The organism is Mycolicibacterium setense, from assembly GCF_000805385.1.
In the GTDB taxonomy this organism is placed as follows: Bacteria; Actinomycetota; Actinomycetes; order Mycobacteriales; family Mycobacteriaceae; genus Mycobacterium; species Mycobacterium setense.
Map to the genome: position 1 here is coordinate 612,390 of NZ_JTJW01000005.1, position 18,001 is coordinate 630,390.

Annotated in this window: 17 protein-coding genes; 9 read left to right on the forward strand and 8 right to left on the reverse strand. The window is 67.5% G+C overall.

Annotated elements, in window-relative coordinates; all coding sequences use genetic code 11:
- Positions 1-41: 41 nt before the first annotated feature.
- Genes nei2 through QQ25_RS09230 form a run of 3 tightly spaced genes read right to left on the reverse strand, consistent with a single transcriptional unit; the run spans position 42 to position 6,011 of the window.
- Positions 42-794: an endonuclease VIII Nei2 gene (gene nei2 / locus QQ25_RS09220; RefSeq protein WP_039378361.1), complete on the reverse strand. Its 753-nt coding sequence runs from the start codon at positions 792-794 to the stop codon at positions 42-44.
- Between the two features lie 12 nt (positions 795-806).
- The gene (locus tag QQ25_RS09225) at positions 807-5,321 is read right to left on the reverse strand and encodes an ATP-dependent helicase (protein WP_039378362.1); all 4,515 of its coding nucleotides are present in this window, start codon (positions 5,319-5,321) and stop codon (positions 807-809) included.
- Between the two features lie 36 nt (positions 5,322-5,357).
- Positions 5,358-6,011 (reverse strand): TetR/AcrR family transcriptional regulator, encoded by a 654-nt coding sequence (locus tag QQ25_RS09230; RefSeq protein WP_039317401.1) that lies wholly within the window; start codon positions 6,009-6,011, stop codon positions 5,358-5,360.
- Between the two features lie 64 nt (positions 6,012-6,075).
- Between QQ25_RS09230 and QQ25_RS09235 the strand changes: the two genes are divergently transcribed.
- Together QQ25_RS09235 and QQ25_RS09240 are read left to right on the forward strand one after the other, a co-directional pair.
- Positions 6,076-7,470 (forward strand): cytochrome P450, encoded by a 1,395-nt coding sequence (locus QQ25_RS09235; protein WP_039378363.1) that lies wholly within the window; start codon positions 6,076-6,078, stop codon positions 7,468-7,470.
- 93 nt (positions 7,471-7,563) lie between these two features.
- Positions 7,564-9,012, forward strand: a complete 1,449-nt coding sequence (locus QQ25_RS09240) for a lipase maturation factor family protein (protein WP_039378367.1) — start codon at positions 7,564-7,566, stop codon at positions 9,010-9,012.
- On the opposite strand, the gene QQ25_RS09245 is transcribed toward QQ25_RS09240, so the two are convergent.
- On the reverse strand, positions 8,992-9,795 hold the full coding sequence (locus tag QQ25_RS09245) for an SDR family oxidoreductase (protein ID WP_039378370.1): 804 nt from the start codon (positions 9,793-9,795) through the stop codon (positions 8,992-8,994). The genes QQ25_RS09240 and QQ25_RS09245 overlap by 21 nt on opposite strands.
- Positions 9,796-9,804: 9 nt before the next feature.
- Positions 9,805-11,355, reverse strand: a complete 1,551-nt coding sequence (amaB, locus tag QQ25_RS09250) for an L-piperidine-6-carboxylate dehydrogenase (RefSeq protein WP_039378665.1) — start codon at positions 11,353-11,355, stop codon at positions 9,805-9,807.
- Positions 11,356-11,397: 42 nt separating this feature from the next.
- Between amaB and QQ25_RS09255 the strand changes: the two genes are divergently transcribed.
- Together QQ25_RS09255 and lat are read left to right on the forward strand one after the other, a co-directional pair.
- Positions 11,398-11,862 carry an Lrp/AsnC family transcriptional regulator gene (locus QQ25_RS09255; RefSeq protein ID WP_039378371.1) on the forward strand — a complete coding sequence of 155 codons (465 nt, stop codon included), beginning with the start codon at positions 11,398-11,400 and terminating at the stop codon, positions 11,860-11,862.
- A gap of 52 nt (positions 11,863-11,914) precedes the next feature.
- A complete protein-coding gene (gene lat, locus QQ25_RS09260; RefSeq protein WP_039378373.1) occupies positions 11,915-13,267 on the forward strand; it encodes an L-lysine 6-transaminase in 1,353 nt (450 codons plus the stop codon).
- Here lat and QQ25_RS09265 read toward each other — a convergent pair.
- Positions 13,244-13,813 (reverse strand): restriction endonuclease, encoded by a 570-nt coding sequence (locus QQ25_RS09265; protein WP_052235722.1) that lies wholly within the window; start codon positions 13,811-13,813, stop codon positions 13,244-13,246. The two genes, lat and QQ25_RS09265, sit on opposite strands and share 24 nt — an antisense overlap.
- An 84-nt stretch (positions 13,814-13,897) precedes the next feature.
- Between QQ25_RS09265 and QQ25_RS09270 the strand changes: the two genes are divergently transcribed.
- Genes QQ25_RS09270 through usfY form a run of 3 tightly spaced genes read left to right on the forward strand, consistent with a single transcriptional unit; the run spans position 13,898 to position 15,552 of the window.
- Positions 13,898-14,584, forward strand: coding sequence for a PAS and ANTAR domain-containing protein (locus QQ25_RS09270; RefSeq protein ID WP_039378374.1), 687 nt, complete (start codon positions 13,898-13,900; stop codon positions 14,582-14,584).
- Between the two features lie 29 nt (positions 14,585-14,613).
- Positions 14,614-15,231, forward strand: coding sequence for a flavodoxin family protein (locus QQ25_RS09275; RefSeq protein ID WP_039317413.1), 618 nt, complete (start codon positions 14,614-14,616; stop codon positions 15,229-15,231).
- 12 nt (positions 15,232-15,243) lie between these two features.
- A complete protein-coding gene (usfY, locus tag QQ25_RS09280; protein ID WP_039318434.1) occupies positions 15,244-15,552 on the forward strand; it encodes a protein UsfY in 309 nt (102 codons plus the stop codon).
- 61 nt (positions 15,553-15,613) lie between these two features.
- Here the strand turns inward: usfY and mbp1 are convergent, their stop codons facing one another.
- Positions 15,614-15,856, reverse strand: a complete 243-nt coding sequence (gene mbp1 / locus QQ25_RS09285; protein WP_029107199.1) for a microaggregate-binding protein 1 — start codon at positions 15,854-15,856, stop codon at positions 15,614-15,616.
- 179 nt (positions 15,857-16,035) lie between these two features.
- On the opposite strand from mbp1, the gene QQ25_RS09290 reads away from it, so the two are divergent.
- Positions 16,036-16,737 (forward strand): HemK2/MTQ2 family protein methyltransferase, encoded by a 702-nt coding sequence (locus QQ25_RS09290; RefSeq protein ID WP_234706057.1) that lies wholly within the window; start codon positions 16,036-16,038, stop codon positions 16,735-16,737.
- Positions 16,734-16,949: a CDGSH iron-sulfur domain-containing protein gene (locus QQ25_RS09295; RefSeq protein WP_039378375.1), complete on the forward strand. Its 216-nt coding sequence runs from the start codon at positions 16,734-16,736 to the stop codon at positions 16,947-16,949. Before QQ25_RS09290 ends, QQ25_RS09295 begins: the two co-directional genes overlap by 4 nt.
- On the opposite strand, the gene QQ25_RS09300 is transcribed toward QQ25_RS09295, so the two are convergent.
- Complete coding sequence (locus tag QQ25_RS09300; RefSeq protein WP_039378376.1) at positions 16,929-17,948, reverse strand: iron-containing redox enzyme family protein; 1,020 nt, start codon at positions 17,946-17,948, stop codon at positions 16,929-16,931. The two genes, QQ25_RS09295 and QQ25_RS09300, sit on opposite strands and share 21 nt — an antisense overlap.
- Positions 17,949-18,001: the final 53 nt, after the last annotated feature.

The window sequence follows — 18,001 nt, forward strand, 5'->3', positions numbered from 1 at the left end:
CAGTGCACGATTCATCCACAGATTCTGCCGTGCAAAGCAATTCAGGCTTGACAGGTCGGGCACCAGTAGGCCACCCGCTCACCGGCGTTGTCGGTCTCGATCAGCGTTCCGCAGCGGCGGCATGGCTCGCCGGCGCGGCCGTACACCCACAGCTGGCGTCCGGGTCTGGTATCGCCGGTGGTCGTGCGGTTCCACCGGGACCGGTTGAGCCACAGCATGTCCCGGGCCCGTTGCACGACGCGCAACGGGTCGGTCAGGGAGCTGACGGGCGAGGTCGGTAGCCGGCCGAAGACGAAACAGAGTTCATTGCAGTAAACATTGCCGACACCGGCCATCACCCGCTGATCGAGGAGCGCGGGTGCCAGCGGGCGCGTGGGGTCGGCAGTCAGATTCGCTGCCGCGGTGCGGGGCTCCCAGTCGGGGCCGAGCAGGTCGGGCCCGAGGTGCTCGACGGCAGCCATGTCAGTCTCGCGGTCCAGCACCTCCAACAAGCCCAGGTCGATCCCGGTGGCCCGACTGTCGGCGGTTTCCAACACGATCCGGACACGGTGTGCTGCACCCTTGCTCCATCCGATGCGCCAGCTGCCCTCCATCTTGAGGTGCGAATGAATGCTGGCGGGCCCCACCCGGATGAAGAGGTGCTTGCCGCGGCTGAGCACTTCGTCGACCATCTGCCCGCTGAGATCGACTGTGGCGTAGCGGGGAACCCGAATATCACAGCGGATCAATGCCTTACCCGACAGCGCCGCGCGCAGTGCGGTGGCGGTGTGGAAAACGGTGTCACCTTCGGGCATGGCGGACCAAGCTCATCGCAACCGCAAACCGCGTGGCGTGCGGGAGAATCCGGCTCCGGTCAATGCGTCCTGCACAGCGGCGCGGTCCGCGTCGAACCCGGGATCGAGCACTGCGACCCCGTTGATCCGCTCCACCAGTAGCGACGGCATCCGCCCAGCGGACACCAGGTCGGCCAGGGCGCCGGCGGCTGCTCGCTGCGTGTCCGGATCGGAGGTGAAGCTGAGCAGGGTGCGTCCACCGCGTTCCAGGAACCACACCAGTTGCCCGTCGACCAGTGCCACGAGGGCGCCTGCCTTGCGTCCGGGCCGATGAGAATCCTCGGCCGACGCGGGCCACGCGAGTGCGGCACCGTAAGGGTTGGCCGGATCGGTCGCGGCGAGCATCACGGCGTGGTACTCGGGACGTTGAGGATCGACCCCGTCGAGGTAGGACCGCAACCGGTCGACTGTCGAGGCTGCCGCGAACTGTGCACCGCCCAGCGATTCGACGAAGTAGCCGCGCTGGCACCGGCCCGCATCTTCGAACGCACTCAGCACCTTGTACAAGGTGGCGAAGCCGCCCGGCACCCCTTCGGCCGCCGCGGCCCCTTTGGTGAGCACGCCGTGCCGGTTGAGCAGCAGCTCGGCTTGGAAGTGCGCACGAACGGTCGAATCCGGTTCTACGCCGGGCAATGCCGACCACCGCCCGGACACCATCGGATCAGCCGCTCGGCTGTGGGGGCGTGCCACGCTGTAGCGGCTGAGCCGGGGCGGGCGCTGACGTTGTCGATGCGCCGGGGTACCGGACCGCCGCGGGCCGGACAGCATCGCCCGCACGGGGGCGAATGTGTCCCCGGTGACCCAGCCGGCCCAGATTAGTTCCCACAGAGCGTTTTTCAGCTCGGATTCGCCGGCTTGATCGGTGAGTTGGCGGAAGAAGTATGCCCCACCGTGTCCCAGCGTCTCCATGATCGCCCGGTGGGTGTCGGTGAACTCGATCTCGGCGGGAGCGGGCAGGGTCAGTGGCGCGGTCTCTGCGAGGTGAAATGACACCCAGCCGTCACTGCCGCCGATCTGCCCGGCACCCGACCACATGACCTCGCCGGAGGCCAGCAATTCGTCGAGCATGGCCGGCTGGTAGTCGCGCACCCGCTGGCCGAAGACCAGCGATTCCAGCGCCGAGGCTGGAATGAGGACGCCCGCCAGTTGCTCTATCACCGAGGCCAACCCGTCGGTGCCCGTGCTGTGAGTGGACCCCACGTGGTGCCAGGAAGGCAGGAAGCGACCGTAGGCCGCGGTGCTCACCGGCTCGACCTGGGCACGCAACGCGGCCAGGGAGCGACGGCGCAGGATGCGCAACACCTCGGTGTCGCACCACTGATCGCCGGGCAGATCGTCCACGAACTCACCGCGCACCATTCGGCCGTCAACAGCCATGCGGCCCAGCATATCTGCGGTCACCCGCAATCCCAACCCGAACCGGGAAGCCACTTCCGCGGTGGTGAAGGGCCCGTGAGTGCGGGCGTAGCGGCCGATCAGGTCGCCGAGGGGGTCGTCGACTGATTCGGTGAATGCCGCGGGCACGCCGACGGGCACCGGCGCGCCCACCCCGTCGCGCAGCAGGCCGATGTCTTCGACTGCCGCCCACCAGGTCTGGCCCGCATAGGTCACCGGCAGTGCGCGTTTGGCGGCCTGCAGCCCATCGAGCCAGCCTCCGACGGCATCGGTGGTGGCGCGTGCGGCGATCTCGGGCTCGGTGAGCGGACCGAGCATCCTCAGCAGGTCGGTCACCGCCTCGGCGTCCCGCGCTGCACGCTCCTCGGTCAGGTGTTGTAGCTGTGCCGATGTCGAGGCGATCACCGCCGGGTCCAGCAGCTCGCGCAGCTCGACGCGGCCCAGCAGTTCGGACAGCAGCACGGTGTCCAGCGCGAGCGCCGCGGCGCGCCTCTCGGCCAGCGGACTGTCGCCTTCGTACATGAACGCGCCCACATAGCCGAACAGCAGCGAGGCGGCGAACGGCGACGGGACGGCGGTTTCCACCTCGACCAGCCGCAGCCGGCGCTGTGCGACGCGCCGCATCAGCTCGGTCAGGGCCGGCACGTCGTAGACGTCCTGCAGACATTCCCGGACGGTTTCCAGGACGATCGGGAAGTCCGGATACTTGCGGGCGATGTCGAGCAATTGTGCGGCGCGCTGCCGTTGATGCCACAACGGCGAACGCTTGCCCGGGTGTCGGCGCGGCAGCAGCAGCGCACGTGCGGCGCATTCGCGGAAGCGGGACGCGAACAACGCCGAACCGCCCACTTCCGCGGTGACGATGGGTTCGATCTCGTCGGCGTCGAACACGAACAGATCTGCACCCGGCGGGTTTTCGCCGCTGTCGGGTAGCCGCACGATGATGCCGTCGTCGGAAGCGGTCGGCTTCTCGTCGATGCCGTACCGTTCCCGCAGCCGTCGGCCCACCGCCAGCGCCAAGGGTCCATGGACCCTGAGCCCGTACGGGGAATGCAGGATCACCCGCCAATCTCCGAGCTCGTCGCGGAAGCGTTCCACCACGAACGTGCTGTCGCTGGGAACGACGCCGGTGGCGTCGCGCTGATCATGCAACAGCTGGTGCAGGTTGTCGGTGGCGAAGCCGGCGAAACCCATTGTCTGGCAGCGCTCGTCGAACTCGGCGCGGCCGAGTGCGGCGAGCTCGCCGGTGAACGCCCCGACCGCTGCACCCAGCTCGGCGGGCCGGCCCACGCTGTCGCCGCGCCAGAACGGCAAGCGGGCGGGTTGACCGGGCGCCGGGATGACCAGCACCCGGTCGTGGGTGATCTCGGTGATCCGCCAACTGGTTGCGCCCAATGAAATGACATCACCCGGGCGCGACTCGTACACCATCTCTTCGTCGAGTTCACCCACCCGCGACGGCTTTTCGGAATCGGTGGCCAGATAAACAGTGAACAGCCCGCGGTCGGGGATCGCGCCGCCGGAGGTGACGGCCAGGCGTTGCGCTCCCGGCCGCCCGGTCAGCGTTCCGGTGTCGCGGTCATATACGAGCCGCGGCCGCAGTTCGGCGAACTCGGTGGACGGATACTTCCCGGACAGCAGGTCCAGGGTTGCCTCGAAGGCACTGCGCGGCAACGTGGCGAAGGGTGCGCTGCGCCGCACCGCGTCGAACCAGGCGTCGGCATCGACCGGTTCCAGGGCAGCCGCGGCCACGGTGTGCTGGGCCAGCACGTCGAGCGGATTGGCCGGGACGTGCATGTTCTCGATGTCGCCGGAGCGCATGCGCTGCACCGCGACCGCGCAACCGATCAGGTCGGTGCGGTGCTTGGGGAACAGGACGCCCTGGGAGATCTCCCCGACCTGGTGGCCGGCGCGTCCGATGCGCTGCAGCCCACTGGCCACCGACGGCGGCGATTCCACCTGGATCACGAGATCGACCGCCCCCATGTCGATGCCAAGCTCCAGGCTCGAGGTGGCGACGACGGCGCGTAGGCGGCCGGATTTCAGATCGTCCTCGACCTGGGCCCGCTGCTCCTTGCTGACCGAGCCGTGGTGGGCCCGGGCCAGCAGGGTCGGCGCGCCGTTGGCCTGACCGCTGGCCATGAGCTGGGCCGGGGCCCCACCGCCGACCTGCGGATTGTGGTCGAGCGACAGCTCGAGGCCGACCCGCTCGGCGTGGATCTCGTTGAGCCGCGAGGTCAGCCGCTCGGCCAGCCGGCGGGAGTTGGCGAACACGATCGAGGACTGGTGTGCCTCGATCAGATCCACGATGCGTTCCTCGACATCGGGCCAGATGCTGTTGTTGTCGAGGTTGGCCATGTCCGGCACGGGCACCTGTACCGACAGGTCGAAGGTCTTGCCCGACGGTGGGGCGACAATCGTGGTGGGAGCCTGCCCGGAGAGGAACCGCGCCACTTCCTCGGGCGGGCGCACGGTGGCCGACAGGCCGATCCGCTGGGCCGGCTTGTCGAGGAGCTGGTCGAGCCGTTCGAGTGAAAGTGCCAGGTGTGCGCCACGTTTGGTGGCGGCGACGGCGTGAACCTCGTCGACGATCACGGTCTGTACCGAGGCCAGCGTCTCGCGGGCCGCCGAGGTCAGCATCAGGAACAGCGATTCGGGCGTGGTGATCAGGATGTCGGGCGGCTTGCTCAGCATCGCGCGCCGTTGGCTGGGTGTGGTGTCCCCGGAGCGGACGCCGACGCTGATCGACGGCGCCGGGACGCCGTGGCGCTCGGCGACCCGGGTGATACCGGTCAGCGGGGTGCGAAGGTTGCGCTCGACGTCGACGGCCAGGGCCTTGAGCGGTGACACGTACAGCACCCGGGTGCCTGGACGTGGGGCCGACGGCAGCTGGGCCAGCTCATCGATGGCCCACAGGAACGCGGCGAGCGTCTTGCCCGAGCCGGTCGGCGCGATGACCAGGGTGTTGTCACCCCCGGCGATGGCGGACCAGGCCTGGGCCTGCGCGGCCGTCGGCGCCGGGAAGGCAGCCGTGAACCACTCCCGGGTCAGCGCACTGAACCGGGCCAGCGGATCGGCCGGCGTGGTGGTCATCTAGCCATACTGCCGCGCAGCACCGACAAGTGGGCTTCAGCGGTGTTCGGGAGCTGCCGCGCAGGCCAGCTCGGCAGGCAGCCCCGGCACCCGGCCGACGGCGTCGAGCAGGGCATGCGCACAGCTGTCGGCGACGAAACCGGCATCGATCGAGGGGTCCTTGAGCCGTTGCCGGCACATTTCGAAGGTCAGTGCCAGCCAGCCGTAGACGGTGGCCCGCAGATCGCGTTCGACCTTGGCGTCCAGCGGCTCGGATACGGCCGCGCCGATACGGCTCATGATCCGGTCGGCCTGGCGGTCGTTGTCGATGTCGTCGACGCCGCGCAGCACCGGGTCGGTGCGGCCCAGTCCCATGTAAGCCGCCCACGCACCGTGCGGATGTTCCTCGTCGTAGCGCAGGTAGGCCAGCACACCTGCGCGGAGCTGGCCGAACAGGCTCTGGCCAGGCTCCGCAGGGGTGCTGGTGGCCTCGAACAAGCGCTCGCCCTCGGCCTGCACCACGGCGGCGAAGAACGCGCGCTTGTCGGGGAAGTAGTGATACATCAGGGCCCGTGAGACTCCGGCGCGTTCGGCGATCTCGTCGATACGGACCTCGTCGTACGGTCGTTGGCCGAACACCTCGGCTCCCAGCGCCAGCAGCTCGTTGCGTCTGTCGGCAGGGGAGAGCCGCCGTCTCGATTCGGCACTCACGCCTGCAGCTTAACGTGACCGGCCTTACTTGACACATGTATAACAAGAACGGAATCCTGGTGTCATGACCGTCGCGGGCGCACGGACTTCACACCCCGACAACGCCAAGTATCCAAAACTGCCCCATCCACCGCGGCGGGTGCCGTTGCTCGGCGATGTGTTCGGGCTGAAGCCCGACTCATCGATGCAGAACGCGATGGGGATGGCCGAGCTGGGGCCGATCTGTGAGTTCCGGTTCCTGGGTGCTCGCTACGTGGTGGCCGCCGGCGCCGACGCGGTCAATGATCTCAACGACGAATCCCGGTTCTGCAAGCATGTGGGACCCGATATCGAGGCCCTGCGGATCGTCGCCGGCGACGGGCTGTTCACGGCGTACAACGAGGAGCCGAACTGGCTCACGGCCCATCAGCTGCTGATGCCCGCATTCAGTCAGGCCGCGATGCGTCGCTACCACGCGGTGATGTTCGACGTCGCCGACGAGCTGACCGAGCATTGGGATCAGCGGGCCGCCCGGGACGACACCGTCGATGTCTCGGCCGACACCACCAGGGTCACCCTGGAAATCATCGGCCGGTGCACAGCCGGGTACTCGTTCGGAACCTTCGAGAGAGATTCCGAGCATCCGTTCATCGCACACATGGTGTCCGCGCTGCTCGGCGCCGACCGCCTCGGGGTGTTGCGTGAAACCTTCCTGCCCGGCTTCGTCTACCGACGCTACGAGCGCCGGTTGCACCGCGACGCGGACTACTTGCACGGGCTGGCCGACGACATCGTCGCGAGCCGGCGGGCGCAGCCATCGGGTGGTCATGACGATCTGCTGCAGATCATGCTGGAGTCCGACCTCGACGCCGCCAACATCCGCTATCAGCTGATCAACTTCTTGATCGCCGGACATGAGACCACCTCCGGCGCAATATCGTTCGCGCTGTACTTCCTGTCGCGGCATCCGGAGGTATTCGCCCGGGCCCGCGCCGAGGTCGACGAGGTGTGGGGCGACGAGGCGCGGCCAGATTTCGAGAAGATCGCCAAACTGCGCTATGTGCGGCGGGTTCTCGACGAGTCGCTGCGACTGCAGCCGACGGTGCCGGCCTACTACCGCGCCGCTCGTGAAGACACCGTGCTCGCCGGGATCCACCCGATGCGCAAGGGCGACTGGGCGCTTGCCCTGACGACGACATTGCACCGCGACCCGCGCTGGGGTCCAGACCCGGACGCCTTCGACCCGGAGCGATTCGCCCCGGAAAAGGTGCGAGCCCGTCCCGGCGGTTTGTACAAGCCGTTCGGTACCGGTGAAAGATCATGCATCGGAAGGCAGTTCGCGCTGCACGAGGCGGTGCTGATGTTGGCGGTGCTGATCCGGCGCTACGACCTGACCGCGGACCCGGGCTACACGCTGCAGGTGCAGGAGCGCCTGACCATGATGCCCGCCGGGTTCCGGCTGGGCCTGCACCGCCGGTAGGGCGACGCCGGCCGCCGTACCGGGCATGAAATGCCCCTATCCGGGGTACGGTCTTCGTGGACAGACAGATCCGCAACGTCGGCAGGTCCGCGCATGGAATGGTTCATCGCAGACGAATATTGGCTGGCCCGACAGGTGTTGCAGCGGGGGACCGCCGCGATCTACCTGATCGCGTTCATCGTGGCGGCCCGGCAGTTCCGCGGGCTCCTCGGTGAGCGAGGGCTGCTACCGATACCCCGATTCCTGGCCGCCAGCTCGTTCCGGAACGCCCCGAGCGTGTTCCAACTCCACTACTCGGACCGCTTCTTCGCCGGCGTCTGCATTCTGGGCGCGGTGCTGTCTGCCGGGATGGTGGCCGGCCTCGGAGATCTGGTGCCGTTGTGGGCGGCGATGTTGATCTGGCTGGTGCTGTGGATGCTGTACCTGTCGATCGTCAACGTGGGGCAGACGTGGTACTCGTTCGGATGGGAATCGCTGCTGCTCGAAGCCGGGTTCCTGGTGATGTTCCTCGGTAATGACGAAGTCGGGCCACCACTTCTGGTCCTGCTGCTGGCCCGCTGGCTCGTCTTTCGCGTCGAGTTCGGTGCGGGCCTGATCAAGCTGCGCGGCGACCCGTGCTGGCGCAACCTGACCTGCCTCTACTACCACCACGAGACACAGCCCATGCCGGGCCCGCTGAGCTGGTTCTTCCACCACCTGCCCAAGCCCCTGCACCGAATCGAGGTGGCCGGCAACCACTTCGCGCAACTCGTCGTGCCGTTCGCCTTGTTCGCTCCGCAGCCGGTGGCCAGTGGCGCGGCGCTGGTCGTGATCATCACGCAACTGTGGCTGGTCGTATCGGGCAACTTCGCCTGGCTCAACTGGATCACGATTGTCTTGGCGTTCAGCGCACTCTCGGATTCAACCGCGGGCGTGGTGTTCCCGCTCCCCGAACACCAATTCGGCCAGACCCCAACATGGTTCGCCGTGGTGGTGATCGTGTTCGCCGTGGCGGTCGCGGCGCTGAGCTATTTGCCGGCACGCAACCTCCTCTCCAAACGGCAGCGGATGAATGCCTCCTACAACCGGTATCACCTGGTGAATTCCTACGGTGCCTTCGGCTCGGTCGGCCGCACCCGCGACGAGGTGGTGCTGGAGGGCACCTCGGACCGGGACCTGACCGACGACACGGTGTGGAAGGAGTACGAGTTCAAGGGCAAGCCCGGCGATGTCCATCGGTGGCCGAGGCAGTACGCGCCCTATCATCTGCGGCTCGACTGGCTGATGTGGTTCGCCGCCATCTCCCCGGCGTATGCCCACGGCTGGTTGCGTACGCTGCTGACCCGGCTTCTGGAGAATGACCGAACCACGCTGAAATTGCTGCGCAGCAACCCGTTTCCCGATGAGCCACCGCGGTACGTGCGGGCCCGGCTGTACCGCTACGAGTTCAGCACCTGGAGCGAGCTACGTCGCGAACACGTCTGGTGGCATCGCATCCCACTGGGCCTCTACGTCCCGCCCCAGAGGTTGCCCTCCGGACGGTCATCCGCCGGTGCGCAGTGACCGCTGGTAGCGCCGCATCCCGGCGATCCAGCGGTCGTAATCGGAGCCCTTGTGGCGGTACATGTCCAGCACCTGGGGGTGGGGAAGCACGAGGAACCGGTCCGACCGCACGGCTGCCACGGTGGCCGTCGCGACATCCTCGGCGCTGATCACGTCGCCCGACTGCACGATCGACGCCGCACCGGCCGCGGAATCCGGATCCGCTGAAGCACGTACCGCGTCGAGCAGCGGGGTGGCCACGCCCAACGGGCACACGCAGCTGACCCCGATGCCGTCGTCTCCGTAGGTGATCGCCAGCCATTCTGCGAACCCGACAGCCGCGTGCTTGGTGACGGCATAACCGGCCGCCCCGATCTGGGACAGCAGACCGGCCGCCGAGGCGACCGACACGAAGTATCCGCCGCCGCGCGACAACCACTGCGGGACAAGCACTTGTGCCGCGCGCACGTGGGAGCGCAGATTGACGTCCAGGATGGCATCCCAGTCCTCGTCGGTGCCCAGCCCGGGGGCACCGATGATTCCGGCGTTGGCCACATAGATGTCGACCGGGCCGAACTCGGTGGCAGTCAGCTCCTCGATGTTGGCTGTGACACCGGCGTCGGCCCGTACTCCCAGCGCCTGCCCGCCACCGGAGCGGATCTGCGCGGCGGTCTGTTCGGCCGACTCCTGGTCGAGATCGGCGGCCACCACCCGGGCACCCTCCGCGGCCAACGCTTCGGCCAGTGCCCGGCCGATGCCTGATCCGGCGCCGGTGATGACCGCGACCGAGTTCTCAATGTCCATTCGCACTGCCTACCCGAAATGGACCCCCTGGGCCAGCGGCAGCTCTGAGGAGTAGTTGATGGTGTTGGTGGCCCGGCGCATGTACGCCTTCCACGCATCCGACCCGGACTCGCGGCCGCCGCCGGTGTGCTTCTCACCGCCGAACGCGCCGCCGATCTCGGCTCCCGAGGTCCCGATGTTGACGTTGGCGATGCCGCAGTCGGATCCGTCGGCTGCCATGAACCGCTCTGCCTCGCGCACGTCGGTGGTGAAGATTGCCGACGAAAGCCCTTGTGGTACCGCATTGTTCAGGGCGATCGCGTCGTCGATGTCGTCGTAGGTCATCACGTAGAGAATCGGGGCGAAGGTCTCGGTGTGCACGACGTCGGTCTGCGCCGGCATCCGAACCACCGCAGGCGCGACGTAGAACGCCCCCTCATCACCGACGTCGTGGCGCTCACCGCCGAACACCTCGCCGCCATCGGCGCGGGCCTGTTCCAGCGCACCGACCATGTCCCGGTAGGCCCGGGTGTGGATCAGCGGCCCGATCAGGGTGCCGTCCAGGCTCGGATCGCCGATCGGGAGGCTCCGATAGGCCGAGGCGATCCGCGACACCAGATCGTCGGCCACCGACGAGTGCACGATCAGCCGGCGCAGCGTCGTGCACCGTTGGCCCGCGGTGCCTGCCGCGGAGAACACGATCGCGCGCACCGCCAGGTCGAGATCGGCCGAGGGCGTGACGATCGCCGCGTTGTTGCCGCCCAGTTCCAGAAGCGCCTTGCCGAACCGGGCTGCGACCCGCGGGCCCACCTCCTGGCCCATCTGCACCGACCCGGTGGCGCTGAGCAGCGCCACCCGTGGGTCGTCGACCAGCCGCTCACCCAGCTCGCGTCCACCCAGGACGAGCCGGCTCACCGCGGCGGGCGCCCCGACTTCTGATGCGGCGCGTTCGATCAGTGCCTGACAGGCGATCGCGGTGAGCGGCGTCAGCTCCGACGGCTTCCACACCACGGTGTCGCCACAGACCAGCGCCACCGCGGTGTTCCATGCCCACACCGCGACCGGGAAGTTGAACGCGGTGATCACGCCGACGACGCCCAGCGGATGCCAGGTCTCCATCAGGCGGTGTCCGGGGCGCTCGGAGGCGATGGTGCGGCCGTACAACTGGCGCGACAGCCCGACGGCGAACTGGCAGATGTCGATCATCTCCTGCACCTCGCCCAGTGCCTCTGAGGTGATCTTGCCCGCCTCCACGGTCACCAGGGCCGCCAGATCGGCTTTGTGCTCGACGAGTAACTCGCCGAGGCGGGCCACCAGGGCTCCGCGGACGGGCGCCGGAGTGGTACGCCAGGTCGAGAAGGCTTGTGCGGCAGCTGCGATGGCGGCATCCACCTGCTCGAGGCTGTCTTCGGGGAGGCTGAACAGCATGTCGCCGCTGATCGGGGTGCTGGCGTGCAGGCCCTTGTCCTGGGCGGCCGGCTCGCCGAGTTCCGGTGCGGCGCCGACAGCTTCAAGCGACTGCCGTACGCGCCGGCGCAGCTCCTCGGCCGTGGGGAGATCGGTCCGTTCGGTGGTGGTCATCATGTGCCTTTCTGGGGTCGCCGAGGAGTTACAGTGCGGGCCATGGGTGAAGCCGACGAACATGTGCTGGACGACACCGACCGGATTCTGGTGCGGGAGCTCGTCGCCGATGGCAGGGCCACGCTGGCGCAGCTGGCGGCGGCGGCCGGTTTGTCGGTGTCGGCGGTGCAGGCTCGGGTGCGCCGGTTGGAGTCGCGGGGTGTGGTGACGGGATACTCCGCGCGGCTCAATCCCGAGGCGCTGGGCAACATGCTCTCGGCGTTCGTCGCCATCACTCCTCTCGATCCGTCTCAACCCGATGATGCACCCGCGCGGTTGCAGCACATCCCCGAAATCGAATCGTGCCACTCCGTCGCGGGTGAGGAGAGCTACGTCCTGCTGGTCCGGGTCTCCTCGGCCCGGGCTTTGGAGGATCTGCTCCAGCGCATCAGGACCGCCGCCAATGTCCGGACGCGCAGCACCATCATCTTGCAGACATTTTACAGTGGACGAGACTACGTTCCGTAACGGTTCCGGTTTCGATGGGCGGCAGCCGTAAAGATTCCGTTAGTATGGCGCCATGACCGCAGTGTTGACGACCACGTCGCAGGTAACGCCTGACCGGGTGCGAGCGGTCCTGGCCCGCAGCGTCCTGACCGACGGCTTCGACTTCGTCCTCGACCTGGACCGCTCTCAAGGTTCCTATTTGGTGGACGCGCGCACGGGCGAACGCTTCCTGGACATGTTCACGTTCTTCGCCTCGTCGGCACTCGGCATGAACCACCCGGCGCTGGCCGGCGACCTGCCCGGCGCTGAAGACTTCCGCGCTGAGCTGGCCCGGGTCGCGGTCAACAAGCCGAGCAATTCCGACATCTACAGCGTGCCGATGGCCCGGTTCGTCGATACCTTCCGGCGCGTCCTCGGCGACCCCGACCTGCCGCACCTGTTCTTCGTCGACGGCGGTGCGCTGGCGGTCGAGAACGCGCTCAAAGTGGCCTTCGACTGGAAGAGCCGGCACAACGAGGCGCACGGGCGGGATCCGGCACTGGGCGCCAAGGTGCTGCATCTGCGCGGTGCGTTCCACGGCCGCAGCGGATACACCATGTCACTGACCAACACGGACCCGATCAAGGTGGCCCGATTCCCGAAGTTCGATTGGCCCCGCATCGACGCGCCCTATCTGCGACCCGGCGCGGATATCGGTGCACTCGAAGCTGATTCGCTGCGTGCGGCCAGGGCCGCGTTCGAGGCGAACCCCCACGACATCGCCTGCTTCATCGCCGAGCCGATCCAGGGTGAGGGGGGTGACCGGCACATGCGGCCCCAGTTCTTCGCCGCCATGCGGGAGCTGTGCGACGAGTTCGATGCCCTGCTGATCTTCGACGAGGTGCAGACGGGTTGTGGGATCACCGGAACAGCCTGGGCATACCAGCAATTGGGCGTCACCCCGGATGTGGTGGCCTTCGGCAAGAAGACCCAGGTGTGTGGGGTGATGGCGGGCCGCAAGGTGGACGACATTGCCGACAACGTCTTCACGGTGAGCTCGCGAATCAACTCCACCTGGGGCGGCAACCTGGTGGACATGGTGCGCTCCCGGCGCATCCTCGAGGTCATCGAGTCCGAGGACATGTTCGGCAATGCAGCGCTGACGGGGGACTACCTGCTCGGTCAGTTATGCGCGCTCGCAGCGGATTTCCCTGACATCGTGCTCGATCCGCGGGGCCGCGGCCTGATGTGTGCGTTCAGTCTGCCGACAGCCACCGCGCGCGACGAGCTGGTGCGGCGGTTGTGGGACCGCCACGTCATCATGCTGCCGAGTGGGCCCGACTCGGTGCGGTTCCGGCCGGCGCTGAGCGTGACCCGCAGGGAGATCGATCAATGCCTCGACGCGGTGCGGGATGCGTTGAGGTCAGGAGTCGGGGGCGGGCTCTGACGACGCGGCGCGGCGCAGGATGGACTTGAGCCTGGGCAGGTCGGTTCCGCTCACCAGCTCGCAGCCGTGGAGTTCGGCGAGTTTACGTGCGGCCGGGGTGAATTGGTTGTTGGTGACCACCATGGTCCTGGTGCAATCCTGCATCGGCGCGCCTGCGACGACCTCCTGGACGGCGCCGGCGCCTACCGGCCGTGACAGGCGTTTGCATTGCACGGCAATCCGGTTGGGCCGGTGTCCGACGATCAGGTCCACCCCCCAGTCCCCGCTGAGGGGAGTCATGATCACCGGCAGTCCACACTTGCGGGCCGCACGGGCCACATGGTCTTCGAATTCCAGCCCGGTCATCTCGGGGGCCGCCTGCTCACGCGCGGTGGGGGTGCCGGCCCCACGTAGGGCACCCAGCAGGAACGTCGGAGTGGCCGCCAGCAACAGCAGCACCACGACACCGATCGCCACGCTGCGAGTTGCGTCGGCTCCGGCCAGGTGACTCGCCAACGCCGCCGCCGCACCGGCCGCGACGAGAATCTTGATCCGGGCCCGTCTCACGGTGCCGAATGTAGATGCTGCCGGTGACAAGTTTTGTGCCGAATCGGCCGAGCCACCACCGGTCCGCCGGGCTAGGCTCAATGCGTGACAAGTGACTCGGACGCGGGGAACACCGAGTCGCCGATCGAACACGCGCTTGCCGGCGGTCAGCCGCAGCGAGTCGGTTGGTTCCGGTTCTACTTCGCCGACGAGCGCTGGGAATGGTCGCCGCAGGTGGAGCGGATGCACGGGTACGACCCGGGTACCGCGAACCCGACCACCGAGCTGGTGCTCGCCCACAAGCACCCCGAGGACTACGGGCAGGTGGCCGCGACGCTGCTCGAGATCCGGCGAACTTCCGGTGCGTTCAGCACCCGGCACCGCATCATCGACACAGCCGGCGACGTCCACCACGTGGTGGTGGTCGGGGATCAGCTCTTCGACGACGACGGTGCGGTCATCGGGACACACGGCTTCTACGTCGACGTCTCACCCTCGATCGCGCATGCACAGGCGGAGGCTGTCACCGAGGCCGTGGCCGGGATCGCCGAGGCTCGAGCTGCCATCGAGCAGGCCAAGGGCATGTTGATGTTGATCTACCGGATCAACGGGGATGCGGCATTCGACCTGCTCAAGTGGCGGTCGCAGGAAACCAACACCAAGTTGCGGGCGCTGGCCGAGCAGCTGGCCCGAGATTTCCTGGACCTCGACTACTCCGAGACCCTTCCCAGCCGCGCCATCTTGGACCGGTTGCTGCTCACCGCCCACCTGCGAGTCGGCCCCGAGGTTTAGCCCGGGCCCGTCGAGGGAAGTAGTGACTCATGACGGCCCCGACTCTGACCGCTTTGGCCCTGGTCTGCAGTCTCAAGCGCCGCCCGGCTGAGTCCAGCAGCGAGCTCATCGCCGATCAGGTCCGGGAGGATCTCGGTGTGCTCGGAGTCGGCTCGGAGTCGTTGCGCTGCGCCGACTTCGTCATCGAGCCCGGGGTAGAGGCGGATATGGGCGGCGACGATCAGTGGCCGGAGATTCGCCGCAAGATTCTCGACGCCGACATCCTGCTGCTGTCGACGCCGGTGTGGCTGGGTCATCCATCGAGCATCGCGCAACGCGTTCTGGAGCGGCTGGACGCCGAACTGTCCAACACCGACGACGAGGGGCGTCCGGTGCTGGCGGGCAAGGTGGCGCTGGTGTCGGTCGTCGGCAACGAGGACGGCGCCCACAAGACGGTCGCCGATCTTTTCCAGGCGCTCAACGACATCGGCTACACCATCCCGGCTCAGGGCTGTACGTACTGGAACGGCGAGGCCATGCACGGCACCGATTACCAGGATCTCGACGAGGTGCCCGGTCCCGTCGCCGATGCCACCGCCGCTGCGGCGCGGAATGCGGCGCATCTGGCCGGACTGCTCAAGGTGGGGCAATACCCACGCTACGAGTAAGAGGGAGAAATGATGAAAGGTCCCGACGATCCTGTTGACCACACCAGGACGACCCGGCCGCATGCCGGCGAGGCGATGAAGGACAACCGCAACATGCCGGCGCTGGTTTTGGTCGGGTTGGGTGTGGTGATGTTCGTCGCCTGTCTGTTCGGCTTCGCGACCGGCAACACCGGGGTGGGTGTGGTGCTCGCCGTGCTGGCGGCCATCGGCCTGCTGGCCGGCGGGCTGTGGCTCGCGGTCGCGCACCTGCGCGTGCGGCGTATCGAAGAACGTTGGTACGCAGAGCATCCCGATGTGACCAGGCAGGCGCCCAACAGTTGACCCGAGATGACGAGATGGCCCAGCCGCCTTTGGCTGGGCCATCTCTTTCATTCAGGTCGGGCTAGGGCCGCTGGCTCGCCTGCTCGCGTTTTTCGGCAGCCTTGGCACCCGCCCGGGCCGACTCGGCCTCGGCTTCCTTCTTGGCCGCGTCCTGCTGGGCATCGGCCTTGTCCTGCTGGGCCTTACCCTCCCGGACCAGGTCCTCGCGCCCGGTTACCGTACCGACGGCTTCCTTCGCCTTACCCTTGACGTCCTCGACGACGCCCTTGATGCCTTCTTCGGGTCCTGAGTTCTTCTCGGTCATGCTTTACCTTTCCGCTACTGGAGTGGATTGGTTCGTTCCACGCGGCTTCTCCACGCACCCCTGGGGATTCCCGGATGCGACGGAGCTAAACGTGTCGTGGCACATCGGGATCACCGGATCCGAAGTTTGCGGATGGCCCGGTTGGGTACCGAATAGTCGTGCTTTCAGGAATGAGCGAAATGGCCGGAGACATGACCGGCGAAATGGCCACAGAGACCATTGCCGTTGGCGCCGAGAGCGTTTACCGGCCGCAGCACGACTCGCGGCTGCTGATCGACGTACTCGTGCGCGACGACGTCGTGGCGGGCCGCCGGGTGGTCGACCTGTGTGCGGGTAGCGGAGCCATCGCCATCGCCGCGGCCGAGCTGGGTGCAGGCGAAGTCACCGCGCTGGATATTTCGCCCAGCGCGGTGCGCTGTACCCAGGTCAACGCGCTGGCCGCGCAGGTCGATGTCGATGCCAGGCTCGGCTCGTGGACCCAGGCGCTGGAACACGAACCGTTCGACGTCGTGGTCTGCAATCCGCCCTATGTTCCGGTGGCGCCGGAAACCTCCGCGGATGTGGTCGTGTCGACGGGGCCGATGGTCTCGTGGAATGGCGGTCCGGACGGCAGGCTGGTGCTCGATCCGCTGTGCCGCTCGGCCGCGGCGCTTCTGGCCGAAGGCGGGTCGCTGTTCCTGGTCCAGTCGGAGTTCGCCGATGTCGAGCGGTCGGTGAAGCTGTTGCGTGCCGGCGGCCTCGATGCGGACGTCTATGCGACCCAGCGGATTCCGTTCGGGCCGGTGCTGCACCTGCAGGCGGGTTGGCTGCGGGACACCGGGCGTTTGACGGACGCCAGGACAGAAGAGGAATTGGTCGTGATCCGGGCGGACAAGCCATGACCGAGCGTCGGGCGGTGCGGGTGGTCCAGGGCGGGCCGATCCTGGTCGAGGGGCCGGTACGGATCGAACTGCCCGACGGGAGCATCGTGGAATCGGATCGGTTCATGGTGGCGCTGTGCACGTGCCGCCGCTCCAAGACCTATCCGTTGTGCGATACCAGCCACCGCAGGGTCGAGCGGAGCAGCCAAAAGTCAGGCAAGCGGCCGGCATAGCGAACTACGTTCGGCCACCCAGCATTTCATCAGGTGGTCGGCCAACCTGTCCTCCATCGCGGCGAAGGCGCGGATGCCGAACACGACGTCGGTGTCGAGGTCAGGCTCACGCAGCACCAGGTCACCCACCACATCGTGGCGGACTACCTGTTCGTGGACGGCGTCGGCCTCGACGTGCTCACGGTAGAACCGAATACACGCCTCGGGCGCATTCAGGCGTTCCAAGGCGGCCTGCATGCGCTGCGACCCCGGTGAGGACGTGATCTCGGTGGCCGCGAAGTGGCCCGCGGCGGCGCCACGCAGTCGTCGGTGCAAGCCGAACATGGACATGAGGTTGACCAACGCGAGGCTTTCGGCCGGTACCGCGTCCAGATAGCCCAGGTAGCGGTCGTCCAGTTCGGCCTCGCGCATGAGGTCGGCGAACAGGTTCTGGTGCAGGCGGTCGGCCGAGCCTGCCCCGTACTCGTCGTATTCGACGGCGACGAAGGCGGCTTTCGCCTGGCCGCTCAGGCGCGGGATCAGCCAGGCGTGCGGGTCGCCCTCTTTGAGGTGGTACAGCGACCGGTGCACGAAATACTCGCGCATCTGATCCCACGTGCCCTCGTCGCGAAGGTGAAACGACGGGCCCGTCCCGTCGACGCGCTCCACCGACAGACCCGCCATCTCGCGCTCTGCGGTGTCGTCAGGATCGATTGGGCCGACCTCGCGCCGGACCGCCGCGAGAAACATTCGCTCGAACTGCGAACGCAAATGCAACAGCCCGGCGTTCCATTCCCAGTCCAGATCGACGCCGGCAAAGCCGCGATAGTGCAGCTCGTAGCAGATGTAGAGCGCCAGTTGCACATCCAGGCCGAGTGGATCGGCATCGCGCAGCGGGATCCAGACGGGCTCGAGGTGGTTGTGCGGTGCCCGATCGCCGAGCCGCTCGATCAGCGCACCGGAGATGGGCCCCTTCGCGGGAGGAAGCCCTGGCTGCGTGAGGGTTGAAGGCGTCGTCATGGCGGTTGAGGTATGCCCGTCGGCGGCAGGCGGTAAACCCGTCTGTCGCAGCG

What these genes read in the sequence shown, in the direction of transcription:
- QQ25_RS09235 (WP_039378363.1), top strand. Translation starts at nt 6,076, where the DNA reads ATGACCGTCGCGGGCGCACGGACTTCACACCCCGACAACGCCAAGTAT.
- QQ25_RS09275 (WP_039317413.1), top strand. Translation starts at nt 14,614, where the DNA reads ATGACGGCCCCGACTCTGACCGCTTTGGCCCTGGTCTGCAGTCTCAAG.
- QQ25_RS09295 (WP_039378375.1), top strand. Translation starts at nt 16,734, where the DNA reads ATGACCGAGCGTCGGGCGGTGCGGGTGGTCCAGGGCGGGCCGATCCTG.
- usfY (WP_039318434.1), top strand. Translation starts at nt 15,244, where the DNA reads ATGAAAGGTCCCGACGATCCTGTTGACCACACCAGGACGACCCGGCCG.
- QQ25_RS09290 (WP_234706057.1), top strand. Translation starts at nt 16,036, where the DNA reads ATGGCCGGAGACATGACCGGCGAAATGGCCACAGAGACCATTGCCGTT.
- QQ25_RS09300 (WP_039378376.1), bottom strand. Translation starts at nt 17,948, where the DNA reads ATGACGACGCCTTCAACCCTCACGCAGCCAGGGCTTCCTCCCGCGAAG.
- QQ25_RS09245 (WP_039378370.1), bottom strand. Translation starts at nt 9,795, where the DNA reads ATGGACATTGAGAACTCGGTCGCGGTCATCACCGGCGCCGGATCAGGC.
- lat (WP_039378373.1), top strand. Translation starts at nt 11,915, where the DNA reads ATGACCGCAGTGTTGACGACCACGTCGCAGGTAACGCCTGACCGGGTG.
- QQ25_RS09225 (WP_039378362.1), bottom strand. Translation starts at nt 5,321, where the DNA reads ATGACCACCACGCCGGCCGATCCGCTGGCCCGGTTCAGTGCGCTGACC.
- QQ25_RS09255 (WP_039378371.1), top strand. Translation starts at nt 11,398, where the DNA reads ATGGGTGAAGCCGACGAACATGTGCTGGACGACACCGACCGGATTCTG.
- mbp1 (WP_029107199.1), bottom strand. Translation starts at nt 15,856, where the DNA reads ATGACCGAGAAGAACTCAGGACCCGAAGAAGGCATCAAGGGCGTCGTC.
- QQ25_RS09240 (WP_039378367.1), top strand. Translation starts at nt 7,564, where the DNA reads ATGGAATGGTTCATCGCAGACGAATATTGGCTGGCCCGACAGGTGTTG.
- amaB (WP_039378665.1), bottom strand. Translation starts at nt 11,355, where the DNA reads ATGACCACCACCGAACGGACCGATCTCCCCACGGCCGAGGAGCTGCGC.
- nei2 (WP_039378361.1), bottom strand. Translation starts at nt 794, where the DNA reads ATGCCCGAAGGTGACACCGTTTTCCACACCGCCACCGCACTGCGCGCG.